At 39.2% G+C, this 18,410-nt stretch carries 23 protein-coding genes; 4 read left to right on the forward strand and 19 right to left on the reverse strand.

The window, feature by feature from the left end; all coding sequences use genetic code 11:
• Positions 1-11: 11 nt before the first annotated feature.
• From BUB56_RS08370 to BUB56_RS08390, 6 genes are all read right to left on the reverse strand, one after another.
• On the reverse strand, positions 12-713 hold the full coding sequence (locus tag BUB56_RS08370; protein ID WP_190014323.1) for an ABC transporter ATP-binding protein: 702 nt from the start codon (positions 711-713) through the stop codon (positions 12-14).
• Positions 714-728: 15 nt separating this feature from the next.
• On the reverse strand, positions 729-1,511 hold the full coding sequence (locus BUB56_RS08375; RefSeq protein ID WP_110940871.1) for an ABC transporter permease: 783 nt from the start codon (positions 1,509-1,511) through the stop codon (positions 729-731).
• The gene (locus BUB56_RS08380) at positions 1,486-2,505 is read right to left on the reverse strand and encodes an ABC transporter substrate-binding protein (RefSeq protein ID WP_110940872.1); all 1,020 of its coding nucleotides are present in this window, start codon (positions 2,503-2,505) and stop codon (positions 1,486-1,488) included. The genes BUB56_RS08375 and BUB56_RS08380 overlap by 26 nt, the downstream gene beginning before the upstream one ends.
• 334 nt (positions 2,506-2,839) lie before the next feature.
• A complete protein-coding gene (locus tag BUB56_RS08385) occupies positions 2,840-3,262 on the reverse strand; it encodes a flavodoxin (protein WP_110940873.1) in 423 nt (140 codons plus the stop codon).
• Positions 3,263-3,320: 58 nt separating this feature from the next.
• The gene (locus tag BUB56_RS20100) at positions 3,321-3,452 is read right to left on the reverse strand and encodes a hypothetical protein (protein ID WP_278319471.1); all 132 of its coding nucleotides are present in this window, start codon (positions 3,450-3,452) and stop codon (positions 3,321-3,323) included.
• Between the two features lie 281 nt (positions 3,453-3,733).
• The gene (locus tag BUB56_RS08390; RefSeq protein WP_110940874.1) at positions 3,734-5,170 is read right to left on the reverse strand and encodes a glycosyl hydrolase family 18 protein; all 1,437 of its coding nucleotides are present in this window, start codon (positions 5,168-5,170) and stop codon (positions 3,734-3,736) included.
• A gap of 152 nt (positions 5,171-5,322) precedes the next feature.
• Between BUB56_RS08390 and BUB56_RS08395 the strand changes: the two genes are divergently transcribed.
• Positions 5,323-6,168, forward strand: a complete 846-nt coding sequence (locus tag BUB56_RS08395; protein ID WP_242946261.1) for a DMT family transporter — start codon at positions 5,323-5,325, stop codon at positions 6,166-6,168.
• A 113-nt stretch (positions 6,169-6,281) separates the two neighbouring features.
• Entirely contained in the window at positions 6,282-6,902 is a 621-nt protein-coding gene (locus BUB56_RS08400; protein WP_110940876.1) for a cupin domain-containing protein, read from the forward strand.
• A gap of 95 nt (positions 6,903-6,997) precedes the next feature.
• Here BUB56_RS08400 and BUB56_RS08405 read toward each other — a convergent pair whose 3' ends face one another.
• From BUB56_RS08405 to BUB56_RS20205, 6 genes are all read right to left on the reverse strand, one after another.
• Entirely contained in the window at positions 6,998-7,912 is a 915-nt protein-coding gene (locus BUB56_RS08405) for a CapA family protein (protein ID WP_110940877.1), read from the reverse strand.
• Between the two features lie 11 nt (positions 7,913-7,923).
• Positions 7,924-8,592 (reverse strand): DUF3160 domain-containing protein, encoded by a 669-nt coding sequence (locus BUB56_RS08410; protein WP_110940878.1) that lies wholly within the window; start codon positions 8,590-8,592, stop codon positions 7,924-7,926.
• Positions 8,579-8,956 (reverse strand): hypothetical protein, encoded by a 378-nt coding sequence (locus BUB56_RS08415; protein WP_110940879.1) that lies wholly within the window; start codon positions 8,954-8,956, stop codon positions 8,579-8,581. The genes BUB56_RS08410 and BUB56_RS08415 overlap by 14 nt, the downstream gene beginning before the upstream one ends.
• Complete coding sequence (locus BUB56_RS08420; protein ID WP_190014325.1) at positions 8,946-9,641, reverse strand: hypothetical protein; 696 nt, start codon at positions 9,639-9,641, stop codon at positions 8,946-8,948. The genes BUB56_RS08415 and BUB56_RS08420 overlap by 11 nt, the downstream gene beginning before the upstream one ends.
• Before the next feature lie 661 nt (positions 9,642-10,302).
• Entirely contained in the window at positions 10,303-10,503 is a 201-nt protein-coding gene (locus BUB56_RS20375) for a DUF4180 domain-containing protein (protein ID WP_408606947.1), read from the reverse strand.
• Complete coding sequence (locus BUB56_RS20205) at positions 10,470-10,622, reverse strand: DUF4180 domain-containing protein (protein ID WP_330392589.1); 153 nt, start codon at positions 10,620-10,622, stop codon at positions 10,470-10,472. Before BUB56_RS20205 ends, BUB56_RS20375 begins: the two co-directional genes overlap by 34 nt.
• A gap of 297 nt (positions 10,623-10,919) precedes the next feature.
• Here BUB56_RS20205 and BUB56_RS08430 point away from each other — a divergent pair, with 297 nt between their 5' ends.
• Positions 10,920-11,921 carry a sulfurtransferase gene (locus BUB56_RS08430; protein ID WP_242946258.1) on the forward strand — a complete coding sequence of 334 codons (1,002 nt, stop codon included), beginning with the start codon at positions 10,920-10,922 and terminating at the stop codon, positions 11,919-11,921.
• A 60-nt stretch (positions 11,922-11,981) separates the two neighbouring features.
• Here the strand turns inward: BUB56_RS08430 and BUB56_RS08435 are convergent, their stop codons facing one another.
• The 7 genes from BUB56_RS08435 to BUB56_RS08465 all read right to left on the reverse strand — a co-directional run bounded on the left by BUB56_RS08435 (position 11,982) and on the right by BUB56_RS08465 (position 18,028).
• Positions 11,982-12,425, reverse strand: a complete 444-nt coding sequence (locus BUB56_RS08435; protein WP_110940881.1) for a hypothetical protein — start codon at positions 12,423-12,425, stop codon at positions 11,982-11,984.
• Positions 12,426-12,490: 65 nt separating this feature from the next.
• The gene (locus BUB56_RS08440) at positions 12,491-13,303 is read right to left on the reverse strand and encodes an REP-associated tyrosine transposase (protein WP_190014327.1); all 813 of its coding nucleotides are present in this window, start codon (positions 13,301-13,303) and stop codon (positions 12,491-12,493) included.
• Between the two features lie 87 nt (positions 13,304-13,390).
• The gene (gene manA / locus BUB56_RS08445) at positions 13,391-14,320 is read right to left on the reverse strand and encodes a mannose-6-phosphate isomerase, class I (RefSeq protein ID WP_110940883.1); all 930 of its coding nucleotides are present in this window, start codon (positions 14,318-14,320) and stop codon (positions 13,391-13,393) included.
• Between the two features lie 151 nt (positions 14,321-14,471).
• Positions 14,472-15,335, reverse strand: coding sequence for an ROK family protein (locus BUB56_RS08450; RefSeq protein WP_110940884.1), 864 nt, complete (start codon positions 15,333-15,335; stop codon positions 14,472-14,474).
• Positions 15,336-15,359: 24 nt separating this feature from the next.
• Positions 15,360-16,310: an ROK family protein gene (locus BUB56_RS08455; RefSeq protein WP_110940885.1), complete on the reverse strand. Its 951-nt coding sequence runs from the start codon at positions 16,308-16,310 to the stop codon at positions 15,360-15,362.
• Positions 16,307-16,963, reverse strand: coding sequence for a D-sedoheptulose-7-phosphate isomerase (locus tag BUB56_RS08460; protein WP_110940886.1), 657 nt, complete (start codon positions 16,961-16,963; stop codon positions 16,307-16,309). The genes BUB56_RS08455 and BUB56_RS08460 overlap by 4 nt, the downstream gene beginning before the upstream one ends.
• A gap of 123 nt (positions 16,964-17,086) precedes the next feature.
• Positions 17,087-18,028, reverse strand: a complete 942-nt coding sequence (locus BUB56_RS08465) for an ABC transporter substrate-binding protein (RefSeq protein WP_110940887.1) — start codon at positions 18,026-18,028, stop codon at positions 17,087-17,089.
• Between the two features lie 166 nt (positions 18,029-18,194).
• Here BUB56_RS08465 and BUB56_RS19660 point away from each other — a divergent pair.
• Positions 18,195-18,410 (forward strand): hypothetical protein (locus BUB56_RS19660; RefSeq protein ID WP_330392590.1); only part of this gene is annotated, 216 nt, incomplete at its 3' end.

The raw sequence follows: 18,410 nt of genomic DNA on the forward strand, positions 1-18,410 counted from the left end.
ACTTTTTTAGATTATTTTTTCATAAGCAATGCTTTATAATGATTCATCTGCTCTTTTCTGCATTCCCTCCGAATATGAGGAATATCAATGGTGATTTGTTTTTCTAAATTGAGAGGCGGACCCTGAAAAACATAAATATCATCTGCTAAATATAAAGCCTCATCGATGTCATGGGTAATAAAAATGAAGAAAGGTTTCTTATCGTACCAATAGTGAATAATATAGTCCATCAGTGTCTTTTTTAACTCTAAGTGCAGTCCCTTAAAGGGTTCATCCATAGCAAAAATATCTCCCCCATAGGCAAAGGCTCTGGCAATGGTTACCCTTTGCCGCATACCTCCACTTAGCTCTTCCGGGTAGCTTTTTCTAAACCTTTCTAAATCTACTAGTGATAAATACTTATCTACCCTCTTTACTGCCTCACTTCTCTCATAACGGTTTTCCAAAACAAATAGAAGATTCTCCTCCACAGTGCACCAAGGCAATAGCCGATCTTCCTGAAAAATATAGGAAAATGTCTTATTGCTAAATCCTTGAATTTCGCCTTTGTCCGGTTGAATCAGGCCAGTCAGTATATTCATTAAAGTAGTCTTCCCGCATCCTGATGGTCCAAAAACACAATGAATTCGCCCTGATGGCAAAGCTATGTTCAAGCCAGCGATCACTTCTAAGCTTCCGTAGTTTTTATGAAGGTCTTTGATCAACAGCTCCAATCCTGACACATCCTTTTATTCATTATTGATTGCAGAGGGTTTTCTCATGGTGACTTTCCTAATCAAGCGGGCAAAAATACTTTCAAACAGCAGGCTTAAAAGAATAACCACTACTGTCCATGCAAATAGCTCACTGGAATCCAGATAGACTTTAGCACTATAGAGATGACTGCCTATGGCATTTCTAGGATGGCTTAATACCTCCGCTGCCACGCTCACTCTCCATCCTAATCCCAGGGAAGTTATGCATGCGGCAGATAGATAGGGGCTGATGGAGGGCAGGTATATTTTTTTCAGTGTCGTTAGCTTTCGAACATCATATATCTGGGCCATCTGTAAGAGCTTCCGGTCTACATTCCGGACCCCAGCAACCACATTGGTCCAAATAATAGGAAAGCACATTAAAAAACAGATAAAGATCGGAACATTGGAAGAAGAAAACCATATTAAAGCAATAATGATAAAAGAGAGAACAGGCGTGGATTTGATAGCTGCCATTAGGGGATTAATCAGTTGATAAACATAATCATTCATACTGGAGATGATTCCTATGCTTACGCCTAGTATAATCGACAAGAAGAGTCCTGCTAACACCCGATAGATAGAATAGCTAATGGCTCTCCAAAAGATTGGTAAAAACAGTAATTCCTTCAGCGTCATAAGTACACTAAAAGGAGACGGGACATAAATATCCCGTCCAATGATAAAGTACATCCCTTGCCACATCGCCACCCAAAACAAAAAAATGAATAATTTATTCAGGGGTTTACGATTATTTTTTATAGTAGAATCCTTCATCAGCTAATTTCCCCCCAATAGATTTAGGGTCAAAGTTAAATAAAATTTGATAAAAATCCTGTAAAAAAGGTTTCGCTTCCTGTGCATCTATATAAACAATATTGCTATAAGGAATTGCTTTCTTTGCAATAGCTGCATTGGGGAGAATTTCATATTTCTCAATAAGTACCGCCGCTTCATCTGCATGTGTATTGACAAAGTCCACAGATTTCTTATATTCCTCTAAGAATACATTAAATGCTCCCTGATGGTTTTCGGCAAATTCTTTCTGAACGATAATAGCGCCCATGGCCAGCTTGCCTTGGTTTTCTACAACCTTTGTCCATTCCTCTGTGATATCTAGGGCAATTCTTAAATTTTGATTTTTCATTAGCGCTGTAGTAACATGAGGCTGCGGCAGAAGGCCAAGGTTTACGTCTCCTGCAGCCAAGGCTGCTGCCAATTCAGCATGCTGCAGTTTATAGTCCAGCATAACATCCTTGTCAGCTGTCAGCTGATTTTTCTGCAATATGTATTGGAATATATAATCCGGTGAAGCCCCTTTTCCGCTGGTATATACGGTTTTTCCCTTCAAATCATCCATACTGTGGACCGTATCGCCATTCTCTATCATATATAAAACCCCTAGTGTATTCACTGCAGCCAGCTGAACAGCACCTTCTGTCCGGTTATGCAAAACCAGTGCTAAATTGGTCGGTACTGCCGCCACATCGACTTCTCCGCTAATGATCTTACCTACTAGATCGTCCGGACTTCCAACAAGAGTAAATTCATAGTCTAGCCCAGCGTCCCCCGCTTCATGGCTTTGCATCAATTCTACCATACCCATACCGGTAGGCCCCTTTAAAGCAGCAACTTTTATTTTGGTTTTTTCTTTCGGTGTTTCTACCTGTGTTGAGGTTCCTGGTGCCACAACTCTTCCGCAAGCAGCGATTCCCAGTATTAAGGCCGTCATCAGTAATAAAGCCAAGCCTTTCTTAAGGTTATGTTTCATTTTTTCTCCCTCCAATATGAAATAATATTCGTAAATTTTTTTTTACAATTGCCATCGTGATCATATTACTCTTATATCTATCAATTCTAAAAAATAACTCTATCTACCATTTTATCACAGGTAAAACATTCATTGCTTCATATTTTTTATACCCATTCCTATGAATAAAAACCATTTACAGATATCTATAATGCTTTTATTATGCTATCAATGATCCTCTTTCTAAAGCTTCATATTTACAGTTTGAAACAATAAGGGACATAACCTCCATTGCACCGGAGATTATGTCCTAAGTTTTCACTATCATATACAGTTTGGTAAAAATTCTATGTAGCTAGAGCAGCTTTGCTCCCAATTCCTTGCAAGCATGCAAATCTTCATCAGAAGGTGTTAGATTTACAATGAGGCCCTCTGCAGCCAGGTTCGCACCATAGCCCTTCATTCTCTCTTCCCAATCCTTCATCCATTCGCCATTTCCCCAATCATAAGCCCCAAACAGCACCAGGGGTTTGCCTGCTACAACTTTTTCCAAAGACGCTACAAAGGGTTCCATTTCAGTTTCTTCTAAAACCTCTGCTCCCATCGACGGGCAACCTAATGCAACGCCATCGGCATTTGCTACATCCTCTGCAGAAGCTTTGTCCACACTTAGCAATCTCACCACACTATTATCAGATTCAGCGCCCTCTGCTACAGCTTTTGCCATCATCTCCGTATTTCCAGTCCCACTCCAATAAATCACTGTTACTTTTTTCAAATCAATTACCTCCTTCATTAGCACTAAACTTATTTTCTATAAGCTGCTGTGGATTTGCTTAATCGCCTTTTTCCTTGCATCCACATCCCTTAGGCTGATGGCATTGGCAATTGGTGCAGCTGCAGCCATCTTCAGCTGCTTTTGTGGAGGTTAAAGCATTTTCTAGAAAAGCTTTTTTCATTTCAATCATTTTAGACACCCCTTAATATGATAATGATAATCGTTTTCAATAATTAAACATTATCATAATAGTCCTATATGTGTCAATACCTTAATAGGTTCTGCTTTATAAAAATGTTTTTAGGCGGTTGTAGATTCCCCCCCTTCTGGAGACAGTCAAAGCTATTGCAAATAAACTAAGTGATCAAGTCAAGAAAGAAGTCTATGTTGATCAGCATTTTTTTAATATTAAAGCCATCTGTCTATCATTGGACAGATGGCTTTAATATTTTTCTATTGATTATTTATCAATCAGAACCCTGCGGACTCAAGGATTTGTGTCCAGACATTCATATATAATTCCAGGGTACTGCTATCCCTTATAGGATTTTCATAGGCAGGAATCCTCCCCAATGACCAGAGAGAAATGCCCCCAAGCCCGGCTTCCCGTACTTTTTTAATCTTTTCAGCTACACTCCTGCTGTCCTCATAAAGTATAAAGTTATAGGACTTATCTACACTGTTATAGTAGGCTATATAGGGACTTTCCAGTACCTTGATATAGCTGGGTATGGCCGGATCAAGGCTGCTTGTCATTCTTTGATAAATCTGTGTATAGGAAGGTGTTGAATAGTTTCCTACTGTTTCCGGAGAAAGTTTTTCCCAATCCTCTGGTTTTTCAATATTCGGGAACTTCCACTGGGCTGTTCCAAAGGAAATCTGCAGTATAATCTTCTTTGGATCTTGAATGCCTGTCTCCTGATTTGTCAAAGCCTGTATTGCTTTTTCAATCCGGCTAGCCGGTGCAATGGAATCCACAAAAGCCGGATTTTTCAAATACAACATTACATCGGATTTTTTAATGCTTCCCTTTGGTTCATAGTCGTGGGCCATCACGATCACTTTATCTGCTATATTTCCTATTTCCCGATAATTATAACCATCATAGTAGGCTGAATAGGGTACTGCTGCATATAAGTCTTTGTCGGAGCCTGCAGCGGCTAATGCCTGCCTTAGCTCTTGCAGAAACTGTACATACCACTCACTCATCAGCCTGCCTTCGTACAGTATGTTTTCTCTTACTCCATTGATGGAATTTATCCTCGTATTCCTCATCTCCTCGAAATCGATCACCACACCATTCCAATAGATTCCGGAATCCTGAACAACTTCCCGAGTTAGCATATCTGTGGTTTGCTGAATCAACAGCTGTCGTTTTTCAGCATATGGAAGAATTTTATGTAATATACTCATTTTGGAAAACAGATTGAAGCGAATGGGAATGTTATTTTGTTTTGCAATTTGCAGGGCTTCTATGTGGTTTTCATTCAAAACCATAGGTCTTATGGCTATACTGGGATTCTCAGCAGTTGAAGCATCCTCCGTAATATCGTAAAATGCAAAACTCAAATCATTGAAATATTTGAGGAGATCCTTTTGATTGAAATTATTGGCCTTGAAAATCTCTTTCGGATAATAACCATGCAGTTCCAGTAAGGGCATCCCCTGTCTTAAGAGCTCTAAATCTTTCGTATCAACGATACCATCACCATTCAGGTCTTTTTTCTGATCATATTGGATCTCTATATTTGGCTCTAAATATTCCGATAACAGCAAGAAATCGATATGGTTTACGACCCCGTTGCCGTTGATGTCACCCTTCAACGGTACAATCTCTTCAGCATACACAGCACTGAATGAAACTGCTAGAATCAAAATCAAAAAGAAAGAAATTGTTTTTTTAAGCATCTCCCTGCCCCCTATACAATGTCATGTAATGACTCTTATTAAAAACCTATTCTAAAACCATTGTACCGTATGCTTCTAGTATATATAATTGAATCATAATAGAGAATAGATTTTTATTAAAAAAACTAAATGATGGGAGAGTATTAGTGAATATGAACCGTCAAAAAGCAATAAAGTATATGATCATCGCATCTATTCTATGGAGCACCGGAGGATTATTTATTAAGCTGGTAGACTGGAACCCTATGGCCATCGCCGGTGCTCGAAGCGGTATCGCTGCGATTGTTATGCTTTTTTATCTAAGAAAACCTAAAATTCCAATGCAAAAGAATATGCTGGGAGGTGCCCTCTCTTATTCTGCCCTTCTAATGCTTTTCGTCTCTGCAAATAAGCTCACCACTTCAGCCAATGCCATATTGCTGCAGTTTACTGCCCCTATATGGGTGGCTTTGTTTTCTAGTTGGTTTTTAAAGGAAAGGATTCGAAAATCAGATTGGGCTGCTATTGTCCTTGTGCTATTAGGAATGTTTGTATTTTTTATTGGGGACTTGCAAACCGGCCATATGGAGGGTAATCTGATTGCCGTTCTCAGTGGTATAGCTATGGCTGCTATGATTATTTTTTTGAAGCTTCAGAATGAAGGATCTCCGGTAGAGATCACCTTGCTGGGCAACGTGCTGACTTTTGTAATTGCTTTGCCTTTTTTCTTCTTATCGATACCCAGCCTAAAAAGTATCCTTGCACTGCTGGTGTTAGGTGTTTTTCAGCTAGGAATTTCTTATATTTTATATACTACAGCCATTCTACATGTATCTGCTATCGAGGCAATCCTAATTCCTGTCATAGAACCACTGCTAAATCCCATTTGGGTCTTCTGGTTTACAGGGGAAATGCCGGGGCATCACGCTATTTTTGGAGGCATAATTGTGATCCTTACAATAATAGCCAGAAATCTATATCAGACAAAAAAAGGGAAACCTATCCTACATCAGAATTAAGCATTATAAGAATTTTCTAACAAGTCTAAGTATGCATTTTTTCCATAAATTAAATCACATCTCCTAAATATAGAGAATATGATGTTATAAAGTTCTTGAAAGGAGTAAGTAAGATGTATAATGCTTTTAATTCACATCCCTATTACTATAATCCATATCATATATATAACATTTATAGTCCCTATCCTTATTGGATCAATAACCCGATGTATCATACAGACTTTCCAAAACAGTTTGCGAAACTTAGAGATTATGGACCAGAACCCTTTGTCGTCAATATTGAGGAGGTTACCAAACAAAACAATACCTTTCGCACCGCTTTATGGACAGGAAAGCATCTGCAGCTTACCCTGATGAGTCTCAAGGTTGGGGAAGATATAGGTTTGGAGATTCATCCCAACCTGGATCAGTTTGTACGTATTGAAGAAGGTCAAGGAGTTGTAAAAATGGGAAATAGAAAAGACAGGTTAGATTTTCAGGCAAATGTCCGAGATGATTTTGCTTTCATCATACCTGCGGGCACATGGCATAATTTAATCAATACGGGCAATAAACCGTTGAAATTGTACTCTATCTATGCGCCGCCCCAGCATCCCCATGGAACCGTCCATGTTACAAAAAAAGATGCAGAAGAGTACCACGACCATGAGCACCATAAAGAGAATAAAAAAAACTCTGAGAACAGCTTTTCAAATGAGCATGGAGGATTTTTCCTAGAAGCTATGAAATATTAAAAAATATCATGCAAAAAATAGAACAACCAAGCAGCCCTGGTCAAACCAGATAACTGCTTGGTTTATTTTATCTTGTTCTATAGGTGTCAATTGGTCTAAGGGGCAATATACCCTTTTCCATCTCGGATAATCAGTTCGCTATTATATCCTTCTGAATATTTTTGTAAACGCTTTAAAATCTCTTCCCCATCCTCACCTGCTACAGGGATAGGCTGGCAGTCTATTATCCTTGCAGGAATAAGGTCGGCCTCTTGCCACTGGCCTTTGCTTAATTTTACATTAAGCATAATCGTTTCATCAGTTCCTGGCTGTATCTGCCGATCAAAAACAAAATTGCCCAGACTATAAAAAATCAGTTTTCCCTGGTACTTCTCCATGCTCTGCAGAACATGGGGATGATGTCCCAGGATCAAGTCCCCTCCCCTGTCCACCGCAAGGCGGGCTAGGCTTTTTTGAAACTCACTGGGATAGACATCATATTCTTTCCCCCAATGAAAAGAAATCACTAAAAAATCGCAGCTTTCTTTTGCTCTCGTTATTTCTGCCGATATAGTGTCGGGATTTATTCGAGCCACTTCCGGCCGATCAGAAAAGTACAAATAGCCCTCCGGCGGGAACTGGGAATATCCTAGGAAACCAACGGTGATCCCTTTTATATTCACAAACACCGGCTGTCTTGCCTCCTGAGCATTAAGCCCTGCCCCCAAAGGCAGTATCCCATTTTCCTCTAGTACCTCTAAAGTATCTATAAGGCCTTCCGGTCCATAATCTAAGGTATGGTTATTGGCCAAATTTAGTATGTTAAACCCTGCAGCCTTTAAAGACCTGCCATTTTCAATGTCTCCTTTAAAAATGAGTGCTCTATCCTTTAGTACAGCAGTATCTCTTGAGGTCAGAGGAGACTCCAGATTGGCAAAAGTGATATCCCCCTTCTTTAAATATTCCTCTACTTTAAGATAAGGGTAATCATATCCATGTCTCTCAATGCTCTTTCTTACGCCTCTATCCATCAATATGTCCCCTAATGATATATATTTAGATCATCGGTATTCCCGACATAAAACACTGTAGGATCATAAATGTTTTCCCATCTGGTTACGTCTGATATACCTTCATTTTCAATAAAGAGGCTATAGGTTATCAAGAGAGCCTGCAGGGTCTGCTCAACATTTCTGACCCCTGCAGCCTTATCATTTCCAGCGGCGTCCTCTGTCTGTTTGTACAGGGGAAAGGGTGCCTGCCCATACCACATCATTGTTTTAAAAAATCTTTGGAGATCCTCACTGCGGGTATAATGACCCCGAGGTTTATACTGACTATAATCCAGCTCGTAAGGGAAAATTGCAGATTGAGCAAATCCCTGCTCTCCTCGTACCAGTTGATATTCTTCTGCAGCTAATTTTTTAGCCTGCTCCGGTATATCAGTTGGCATGGGCTTTTCTAAGGTCTGCAGTCCAACAGCGAAAAAAGCCATGTTTTTTATAAGGATATCCTTGAGTTCCTGATCCGTAACCCCATTGTAGAGGGCTAATGACTTCTCATACATACTTTCTGTCAGTTCTTCCAAAATCCCTAACAGCGTTTCACTTTCCAGTGTTCGGAGGGAATAATCAAAAAATATGTGATAGACCTGAAGCACTGAATCGGTTGTAATAAAGGAGGGCAGTTTTTTATACTCATTGTTTTTCATATATGTAAAATAGCTGTTCTTCTTTAGTCGGCAGCACAACAAAACCGTTCTTTGCGATCAACTTCCGCTGTTCTGGGGTGAATTCTCCAAACTGCTGTAAGTTTACGATATTGGACAGATCCGCTTTTACTTGATAGGGTTTTACCTGGGCTGTAAATTTCAACGGTTCAAAAGGAACATCAATCCTCTTGCGATCCTTTTCACCGGTAAAAGCTGCACTAAACTCTTTTTGTAAAGGACTGGCAACAACCTCCTCCTGCGGAAGTGCTTCTTTTTGTCTGCTGCAGCCAATGGCAGAAACACAAAGCATCATAAGGAGTAAAAAACTCATTATCCTCATAAAGATATTTCTATTATAGCTCATTTATCTTCCCCCCTGTTTTTCTATAAATCTCTATCTTTTCTCCTTTTAAATTAAAAGCATACCATTTTGCCGGACCCTTCCCCTGAATGAAAGCATAAATCTTCCCTTCTTCTGCAATTTTGATTCCCTCTATATCTGCATAGCTTGAAGATTCCCAAATACCTTCAAAGCCAAAGCCTTTCCACTTATAAGCATGGAGAACTTTTTCCCCGTTTTGCAGAATTTCAATAGCGATTAACTCATCACTGCCGCTTTCGTCCATATCAGAAAAAGTATAGTCTGTAAAAGGCCTGGACAATCTAGAACCCCTCCATTTTGGAACCAGCATACCCTGCTGCCATTCATAGATAAATGGTCTTTTGGCCATCACCGGATGAAACTGAGCTTCCTTATGAACCCCTAGAGAAATCTCCTTTTGCCCATCTCCGTCTATGTCGCAGGTTTGAACCTTCCATGGGTTAAGCACCTGAAAGGATTGATGGTAGACTTCTTTAATGTCTGCTCCATCAAAGCTTAGGATAATCAGTCGATCGCCAAATTCTGAGCCTTTATCGCCAACCAGCAGGAGTATATTGTCATAACCATCATTGTTTAGGTCATCTATACAGCTGCTGATAATATTTTGTTTTTTTCCTGCCAGGGGGTAATGCTTCAGAACTTCACCCCCTGATGATAAAATAAGCACTGCCTCCCCCTTAAAATAGGCTAAAAATGTTTGGTTTTTTGATTTTAGCTGTTTAAAATCTACTGTTCTTCCCAAGGAATAATCTAATATTCGATACCTCCCTCCGGATGTTGTACCCAGAAGATGCAGCGGAAATAACTTAATAGTAAAAAAAGAACCTTCATCACCTATATTTACAGTCGAACAATCTATTTCCAAAAAACCAAGAGTGTAAGAAGCGATGATTAAAAGGATTCTGCATATCAAAACCTTTCTATAAATACAACCACCTTCCCCGCATAAGGATATTGTGTTTTTGTGCTTATTTTACTAACGGAATAGCCTTGAATTTCATCTGACCCTCTTCATTAATATTGGTCAGGCTTAAATGACTTCTAGTCATTTCCAATATTCGAGAGTAAACACCCACATCCTTTAAGTATTCATCGCATTATTCGACATGCTATAGTATTCAACGGCAAAAGAAAAAATACCCCTACTGGCACCATTCTCTTTAAAACCTGCTTTAATTAATGTATTCTTTAGATTAAAAGTTCTGCTATCCTCATGGGATTTTCAAATTTAATTATTCTGCTGCATTCAGCAACTCACCTCATGGTGTTAAGAACATGCCTTAATTACTTAGCCAGAGCTAACTTTTCTACTGCTTTATCCAAGTTGTCTACAAAGAAAATATCATTGCCTTTGTTAGTCTTATAAATAAATCATGCAAAGGCTTGCTTATGTTCTTGGAAAAGTCACCGATAATAAGCAGCTTAGTATGGTAATTTATAAATTTTTGTAGAACTTCACCGGCAATACCGATGCTTAGTCTGAAGAACTCTTCCCTTATGCCTTTTTGTCTAATACAATTCTGCTGCAGTCTTTTTCATATTTTACCGTCATCATTAAGTCGAGAGCAGATTGCCAGTCAGATATTAAAACATCTTCACTCTCAATATATACGCTGGAATCATTTGCCCCTAAAATAGTATATTCCATTATTTAAGTATCCTCTTATCACTTTATTTATTCAAGTATTGTATCAGTAAGATTTTGTCCTCTGTCCCTGATTTGAAAAAACAATGATAGCCGAGTCAACTATTAAATATTTCTATTAGACTAATTATTAACAATCATGTATTATAAATAGCGGTAATTCGTCCTAAAATCTTATATTATATTGTTACTATTGTTATAGGAATAGCTTCAAGATAACTATTGCAGAGCTATGCAACAGCTTATTTTGCAGTCTATTTTATAAAAAATAAAATGAATCATCTTGAGGAGAGTGGCATTGTGAAAAAGAAATTCCTGATTCTTTCTCTTTGTTTAGTCATGACCGTGGTATTCACAACTGGTTGTGCCTCTAAAAAAGTAGCATCTAGTTCAACAGAGAACAAGTCTGTCGAGGCTGTCTCTAAAGAAAAAGTATTTGTATCTGCAGATTGGGTAAAAAGTGTAATGGATGGAAAGCAGCCCGAATCAAAAGATTACGTAATTATCGAAGCCGCCTGGGGATCGGTTAATGATAATAAGAGCTATATAGCTGCCCATATACCTGGAGCAGTACATTTAAACACAGATGATATCGAAGAGCCCACCTACTGGAACATAAGAACAGGAGATGAAATTAAAAAGCTTATGGCCGATTATGGTATCACAAAAGATACTACAGTTATTGTTTATGGTGCTGACTCAGGTGCTGCCAGAGTTGCGTTTGTATGTCTATGGGCTGGTGTTGAAAATGTAAAAGTACTCGATGGCGGCTTAGATGCCTGGACAAAAGCAGGATATGCAACGAATGAAGGTATAGAAAATCCAACAGCAACCACCCGTGATTTCGGTGCAACAATACCTGCGCATCCTGAGTATGTTTTATTTATGCCTGAAGATGTAAAGTCAGAAATGGCTAGTAATGAAAATTTCAGATTGGTTAGTATACGGAGCTTGGATGAATTTGAAGGAAAAACAAGCGGGTACGGCTACATAAAAAGGGCTGGAGAACCACAAGGTGCAGTATGGGGACATGATGAGCCTGATTACCGTAATGCCGATGGAACCATTGTTCCTTTTGATAAAGTCGTGGCAATGTGGAATGAACAAGGCATTTCAGAAGACAATGAGATCGCATTTTACTGTGGTACCGGCTGGAGAGCAACCATTCCATGGCTATTGGCCTACGAAAACGGATGGAAAAACATCAAGCTATATGACGGCGGCTGGTTTGTATGGCAGATGGATGAGAGCAACCCAGTACAGGCAATTACACCAGAAGAAGCCGCAGCAAAATATAAATAAATTCTATAAAAAATGTCTGATCGCCAAAAAGCTTTCAGACATTTTTTCTTTGTAATGAAGCTATAACGTAAGCCTGTGGCTGTAATCATATCTTATCAAAGATACAATAATTTTTATCTCCTGTATCAGCGCAATAACCGCTAAAATCAGACTGGTAAAATAGTAGGAACGATAGTTTTGTACTGAATAGGATAAAGTGAAAAAAACAAACCCAGAGAGGATGATTCCATTTACCAATAACATAGATACAGCTTTTTTGTCCGTAATATAATTGCTTTTTTTGATGAAAACATATAAAAGAATAACAACAAACAATATTACTAAAAATGCAATGGTAGTGTTTCGTATTGCTGCAATAGGGTATTTTGCCTCCCACTGTTGGTTTATATACACTACATACCTCATCATTCCCATTTTTTTCATAGATAGCTTTTGTATCCCATATGCGGCAATGATCAAAATTAATTGGAGCATAGCGGCTATCCAATAAAAAACTTTCTTCATTTTATATATCTCCTTATCTTTAGCATCATATTAGGAGCAAGCAGGGACGGTCCTTGCTTGCTAATCTAACGACTCAATATCCTGCTTACTCTTGATTCACTGATCCCACCAAAAACTTGTCCTATTTCTTTTAATGTTAAATTTGAATTTTTTCGCAAATATCTTATCATCTCATTGCGGATATCCTTATTTACAATGCATTCCTCCATGGAAAGATTTCTATCTGCCAGCATATATGCTAAAATTTCTTTTGCATGGGCAATGGAGTCTATGAACATAGTGTTTTCCTTTACATTTTCATAGGGATCTTTAATGTCCATAATCTCCACTGTATTCCCTATCTTGTTAACATAGCTTTGATACTCCTTAATGGCTTTGCTTCTAGTGTTGGAAAAAATATCTAATACTTTACTTACATCGATGAATTCTGATTTCACATTCCCCATATAATCTCCATAGCTGCTCCATTTATATGCCTTCGGTCGTTGCACTATACCAGCCTTCACAGGATTGTTGTGGATATATTTGCTTACCTCTATTAAATGTTTATCATCCGTAATTAATTCGCTTATGAATCGGTTCTGAAAGAAATGTCCACATCTTTTGTATTTTCGATTGAAATATAATACATAGCTTACATTGATACTTTTCATGAGTTTAGATATGTCATTTCCATTGTCATTGATTAGTAGATGAACATGGTTGTCCATAAGACAATATGCATAGATTATAAAATTATATTTGTTCTTCATTTTAATTAAGGTTTCCACAAATCGGGTTTTGTCATGATCGGATAAAAAGATCTCTTTTCTATCGTTCCCTCTCTGTATAATATGATAGGTCGAAAATTCTCCTTTTTCTCTTGCTTGTCTAGGCAATCTTCCCACCCCCATATTCCCAGTTTATTCCACATTTATACTCCTGTCAACCTAGCAAGCAAGGACCGTCCCCACTTGTCCTTCCCATTATAAATGGGAAATAATTAACTCCAGATTCCCCTCAAGCTGCAGTGATCCATAATTGGAGGGAAGGATAAAATGATCGCCCTTCTGAATCGCTGTTCCGTCGACGGAGCCCGATCCCTTTAAAACATTTACCATTTTGAATTTGTCATCATGATCGAGGGTTATACGCCCCTCAACACACAATCGAAATACTGAGAAATATTTCTCCTTTATTAAATCCTCTTTAAATCCATTTTCGAATTTCTGGACATTCCTGATGATCTTGTAATCCTCATGGGGTACTGTAGTTACATCAATGCTTTTATGAATATGGAGCTCCCTAGGTTTCCCATTTTCCAGCCGATCATAATCATATACCCGATAAGTAACATCACTGGATTGTTGTATTTCTAAAATCAATGCTCCTTTTCCGATTGCATGCATAGTGCCTGCCGGAATATAGAAAAAGTCCCCCGGTTTGATCGGAACCCTTCTAAGCAAATTCTTCCAGTTGCCTTGGGCTATCATTTGCTCCATTTCTGTTCTACTTCTGGCATTGTGCCCTAGGATCAATTCTGCCCCTTCATCACAGTCAATAATATACCAGCACTCCGTTTTTCCCAGCTCACCATTCTCATAGGTATTTGCATAATGGTCATCGGGATGAACCTGAACACTTAGATCATCTGTAGCATCAATTATTTTCGCAAGCAAAGGAAATCTGTTTCCTTCTATATTACCAAAAATGTCTCTGTGATTGTCCCATAACCAACTGAGTGTTTTGCCTTTATGTACGCCATTGATAACCTTACAATCCCCGTTAGGATGTGCACTTACCGTCCAACATTCACCTATGTTTTCGCTGTCTATGGGATAATCAAAATAGGTTTTGAGTCTATTGCCACCCCAAATTTTTTCATGAAAAATCCTATCTAAAAATAATATTTCCATAGCAATTCTTCTCCTCTGAGCTTTTTTGATTCGCGTTTCTTCATAATCATTATACCATTAAATCCTATAAATCAGATAGTTGCATGTCATGGCAGTAATAAGAAAAGAATGGAATCCGGCCTGGCTCCATTCCTTTCTATTACCATTCATCTTATAAAGCTCGGCGAGCCAGTATTAAACCTCCGATGATTCCTGCATTATCTCCTAATGAAGGGGTTACGATGTAGGAATCTAAATCGGGGGTTTCAACATATCCTGCCAACAGTGAAGCAAAGGCTTCCCTTACAAAATCAATCATCCCAGCCTGATTCATAACCCCTCCTCCTAATATGATCTTCTCCGGTCTCAATATCAGGGTATAGTTCACAAGGGCCTGGGCCAGATAATATGCAACTATCCTCCAAATTCTGTGATCCTCATCCAAATTTTCAGCCTTTATGCCATATCGTTTTTCGATAGATGGACCGGCTGCCAGCCCTTCAAGGCAATTTTTATGATATGGACATACTCCTTCAAAATCATCATGGGGATGATTTCGGATAATAATATGTCCCATTTCTGTATGGCCAAAGCCCTCTATGATTTTTCCATCCAATATTGCACCACCGCCGATGCCGGTTCCTACCGTCAGATAAAGGCAACTATGATTATCGACAGCGCTTCCAATTTCATATTCTCCCAGGCAGGCAGCATTCACGTCGGTGGTCCATCCTATTGGAAGGTTATAGTGCTTTTTCATTTCACCCAAAAAGTTAAAGTTTCTCCAGTTTGTTTTTGGTGTAGAGGTAATATAACCATATTTCTCCGAATGAATGTTAATATCTATCGGTCCAAAAGAACCTATACCTATCGCTTTTAAATCTTTATACCTGTCAAAGAAGTCAAAAATCCTCTCCATGGTTTCTCCTGGGTAGGTTGTGGGAAAAGAAATCCTGTCAATAATATTAAAATTCTCATCTCCCACTGCACAAACAAATTTTGTTCCCCCTGCCTCAATGGCACCGAACATCTTCATCACTCCCCCTTCATAACGGTTTATTTATGCCAGCGCAGCTACTACAGCCCCATAATCTCCGATGCTTTCACCAAGTTTTGCCGGAAGGATTCTAACTGCTTTCCTGGAAGACTCCAAGGCTTGGATTTCCAGCTCTCTGTACATTTCTTCCTCCAGGAATTTTCCTGCCCGCACATATATACTGCCTACTACAATAATTTCAGGATTTAAAATATCAATTAGTATAGATAGCCCTCTTCCAAAATATTTTCCCGATCGTTTAAATACTTCTAATGCATCACTGTTTCCTGCCTCAGCAGCTTCTGCAACATCCTTTGTGGTAATATCATTGATTTCGGACTTAATAAAGGATGCCTTTATTCCCTGTTTTTCTAATTCATAGGCTATTCCTTTTGCGATTTGTGCAATTCCACCGCCACTGCAAAATCCTTCAAAGCTTCCAGGCTTTCCATATCCTATAGGGCCCTCATCCGCCAAGGGAATGTGCCCCACTTCCCCAGCCATATTGCTGGCACCGGTATATAGTCTGCCATTCAAAATCAAACCTGCCCCCAGACCTGTTCCGAAGGTAAGAAAAACCATATTTTCAATGCCTTTTCCCGCTCCATATTTCCATTCAGCCAGGGCACAGGCATCTGCATCGTTTTGAAGTTTTGCCTGAACCCCCAGCTTCTCATGGATATATTCAATAATCGGCACATCATCCCACCCGGGAAGGTTAGGCGGGGATTGAATAATGCCATTCTTGCTGTCCAGCGGGCCGCCGCAGGAAATACCTACCGTAAAATCCTCAGTCTCTTTGCCTGCAGCTTTGAGCATGTTCTTTCCTTCTAGAATTAGATGATCCAGGACCTCTTTCCAGCTTCTGGTGGTTTTGATTTCTTTTCTACCCAGAAAATGAATACTGTCATCAGCACATTCAGCCAAAATAACCGCCGATTTTGTACCTCCTATATCAAGTCCCAAAACAATCATAAAACCCCTCCAAATATTTCATATTCGAGAGCCCTGCAGATAAAATGATATAAGGGAAGATGGTATTCCTGCACTTTAAAGGTCTCCTGAGCAGGAACGTTTAATAGAATATCACTCAGTTCTTTAAGCTTTCCACCACTTTCCCCGGTGAAGGAAACCACTAAAAGCTCCTTTGCCTTTGCAACCTTGGCCGCATAGCAAAGATTCGAAGCGTTTCCCGATGTAGACAAGCCAATCAAAACATCATTTTTTTCTCCATAGGCATAAACCTGCTGTGCATAGGCCATTTCAAAGCTTACGTCATTTCCGTAAGCCGTCAGAAATCCGGTCTGCGAAACTAAGGATATGGCAGGTATAGCCCCTTGAAGGCATGCAGTTATGGTATCAAAGTCCTTTTTCTGGACATATTCTTGAAGCTTTTTCCTAAAATCTTCATCCACCGGCCTTTTGATATAGAATTCCTTCAGCAGCTCTCCTACAATGTGCTCACTGTCTGCTGCACTTCCACCGTTTCCACAAACCAATATTTTACCACCACTTTTTATTCTATGTACTACCTGATCAATCAAATTTCGAACTTCCTCCTCCAGGTAGGCCATCACAGGATATTTTTCTTTGAATTCCTTCAGCATCTGTTCTGTTTTATGCTCCATATTTCCTCACCCGCTTCGAACAAATATAACCTTGTCAATTCCAAATCCCTCTAAAATCGTAAAAGGATAAATAGAGTTTTAAAGAGGTTACCCAGGTAACCTCTTATTTAAATGAATATTCTTTTATAATTTATCCTTCGTGATAACAGAAACGCCTGTATCTACATAGGCCTTGTCAACGGAACCGCCTTCAAGAACTTTTGCTGCTGTCTTCATACCTTCATAGCCCATTACGTCCGGATTCTGTGACATTGTGGCTAAAAGATGTCCTTCTTTGATCAGCTGCAGGATTGTATCGGATTTGTCAAAACCAACCCCAACAACTTCTCCGCCTGCTTCTTTAATGGCATTGCCTGTTCCTACGGTAGATCCTTCATTTCCGCCAAATATGCCAACAACGCCTTCAGTAATATAGTTGGCTGCTATATCCTTTGATTTTGCTGCATCTCCATCACCATACTGTGTCTGAAGGATTTCGAAGCCTTTTCCTTCAAAGGCGGCTCTAAAGCCTTTTTCTCTTGCAACTGTAGAAGCTGTGGATGCATTTACATTTACGATACCAATCTTACCGGATGTAATCCCCTTAGCGGTTAAAGCTTTAAGCATCTCTTCCCCTGCAGTTTTGCCAGCGGCTTCATTATCTGTAGCCAATGTTTGTACTGCTGGGAAATCAGCAGGTGAATCAACATATATGATTTTAATGCCTTCTGCCTCTGCCTCTTTAAGTGCTGAAGTTACTGCGGTTGGTCCGTTTGCTGCAAGCAGGATTGCATCGGCACCGCCGGCGATGGCATTATTGATGCTTTCGATTTGCTTTGCATCATCTTTAACATCTGGAGCAAGCCATGTATAGTCTATATTGCCAAGCTCTTGTGCAGCCTTTTTTGCTCCCTGGTCAACAGTAACCCAGTGCTGGTCCATTTGGTCCATGGTTATAAGGTAAACCTTATATTTACCGCCTCCACTGTTTTGCTCAGCTGTACCGGCTGTATCGGTTTTACTTGCACAACCTGCTGCCCCAATAATCAATATTAGGGTTAATACTACTGCTAAAAGTTTTTTCATCTTATTACTCCCCCCATTTATTTTTTATTTTAGCTCGTTGCAGAACTCTACAACTCGCACAAATACTGCATTTTAATCTATTGAAATGGCTAAGTTTCCCCCGTTTTGGGTATATATACATTGTGAAATTGTACATAACTCAAAACTTACAAGAAAGGAGAAACTTATGCCAATTTCAGCGAAACAATTAAATCTTTGTGATATCTCATCTGAATTTGATAAGTTCTTTCATCAGGATCAAAATAATCTACTTTCTCTATTAAACCAACATATTGATATTACTCCGTTTATCCCTTTTTCTTTTTATCAAAAGTATTATTCTTCACTAGGTACCAATCGAGACTATTCTCTTGAGGCTATGCTTTATGCCTTTATTCTCAAA

Origin of the sequence: Geosporobacter subterraneus DSM 17957 (genome assembly GCF_900142145.1) — a bacterium.
GTDB lineage: Bacteria > Bacillota > Clostridia > Peptostreptococcales > Thermotaleaceae > Geosporobacter > Geosporobacter subterraneus.

Excerpts from the sequence above, each read along its gene's own strand:
- manA (WP_110940883.1), bottom strand. The coding sequence starts at position 14,320 with ATGGAAATATTATTTTTAGATAGGATTTTTCATGAAAAAATTTGGGGT.
- BUB56_RS08435 (WP_110940881.1), bottom strand. The coding sequence starts at position 12,425 with ATGAAGAAAGTTTTTTATTGGATAGCCGCTATGCTCCAATTAATTTTG.
- BUB56_RS20205 (WP_330392589.1), bottom strand. The coding sequence starts at position 10,622 with ATGGAATATACTATTTTAGGGGCAAATGATTCCAGCGTATATATTGAG.
- BUB56_RS20100 (WP_278319471.1), bottom strand. The coding sequence starts at position 3,452 with ATGATTGAAATGAAAAAAGCTTTTCTAGAAAATGCTTTAACCTCCACA.
- BUB56_RS08455 (WP_110940885.1), bottom strand. The coding sequence starts at position 16,310 with ATGATTGTTTTGGGACTTGATATAGGAGGTACAAAATCGGCGGTTATT.
- BUB56_RS08380 (WP_110940872.1), bottom strand. The coding sequence starts at position 2,505 with ATGAAACATAACCTTAAGAAAGGCTTGGCTTTATTACTGATGACGGCC.
- BUB56_RS08390 (WP_110940874.1), bottom strand. The coding sequence starts at position 5,170 with ATGCTTAAAAAAACAATTTCTTTCTTTTTGATTTTGATTCTAGCAGTT.
- BUB56_RS08410 (WP_110940878.1), bottom strand. The coding sequence starts at position 8,592 with ATGAAAAACAATGAGTATAAAAAACTGCCCTCCTTTATTACAACCGAT.
- BUB56_RS08395 (WP_242946261.1), top strand. The coding sequence starts at position 5,323 with ATGAACCGTCAAAAAGCAATAAAGTATATGATCATCGCATCTATTCTA.
- BUB56_RS08400 (WP_110940876.1), top strand. The coding sequence starts at position 6,282 with ATGTATAATGCTTTTAATTCACATCCCTATTACTATAATCCATATCAT.
- BUB56_RS08460 (WP_110940886.1), bottom strand. The coding sequence starts at position 16,963 with ATGGAGCATAAAACAGAACAGATGCTGAAGGAATTCAAAGAAAAATAT.
- BUB56_RS08405 (WP_110940877.1), bottom strand. The coding sequence starts at position 7,912 with ATGGATAGAGGCGTAAGAAAGAGCATTGAGAGACATGGATATGATTAC.
- BUB56_RS08465 (WP_110940887.1), bottom strand. The coding sequence starts at position 18,028 with ATGAAAAAACTTTTAGCAGTAGTATTAACCCTAATATTGATTATTGGG.
- BUB56_RS08450 (WP_110940884.1), bottom strand. The coding sequence starts at position 15,335 with ATGAAGATGTTCGGTGCCATTGAGGCAGGGGGAACAAAATTTGTTTGT.
- BUB56_RS08415 (WP_110940879.1), bottom strand. The coding sequence starts at position 8,956 with ATGAGCTATAATAGAAATATCTTTATGAGGATAATGAGTTTTTTACTC.
- BUB56_RS08375 (WP_110940871.1), bottom strand. The coding sequence starts at position 1,511 with ATGAAGGATTCTACTATAAAAAATAATCGTAAACCCCTGAATAAATTA.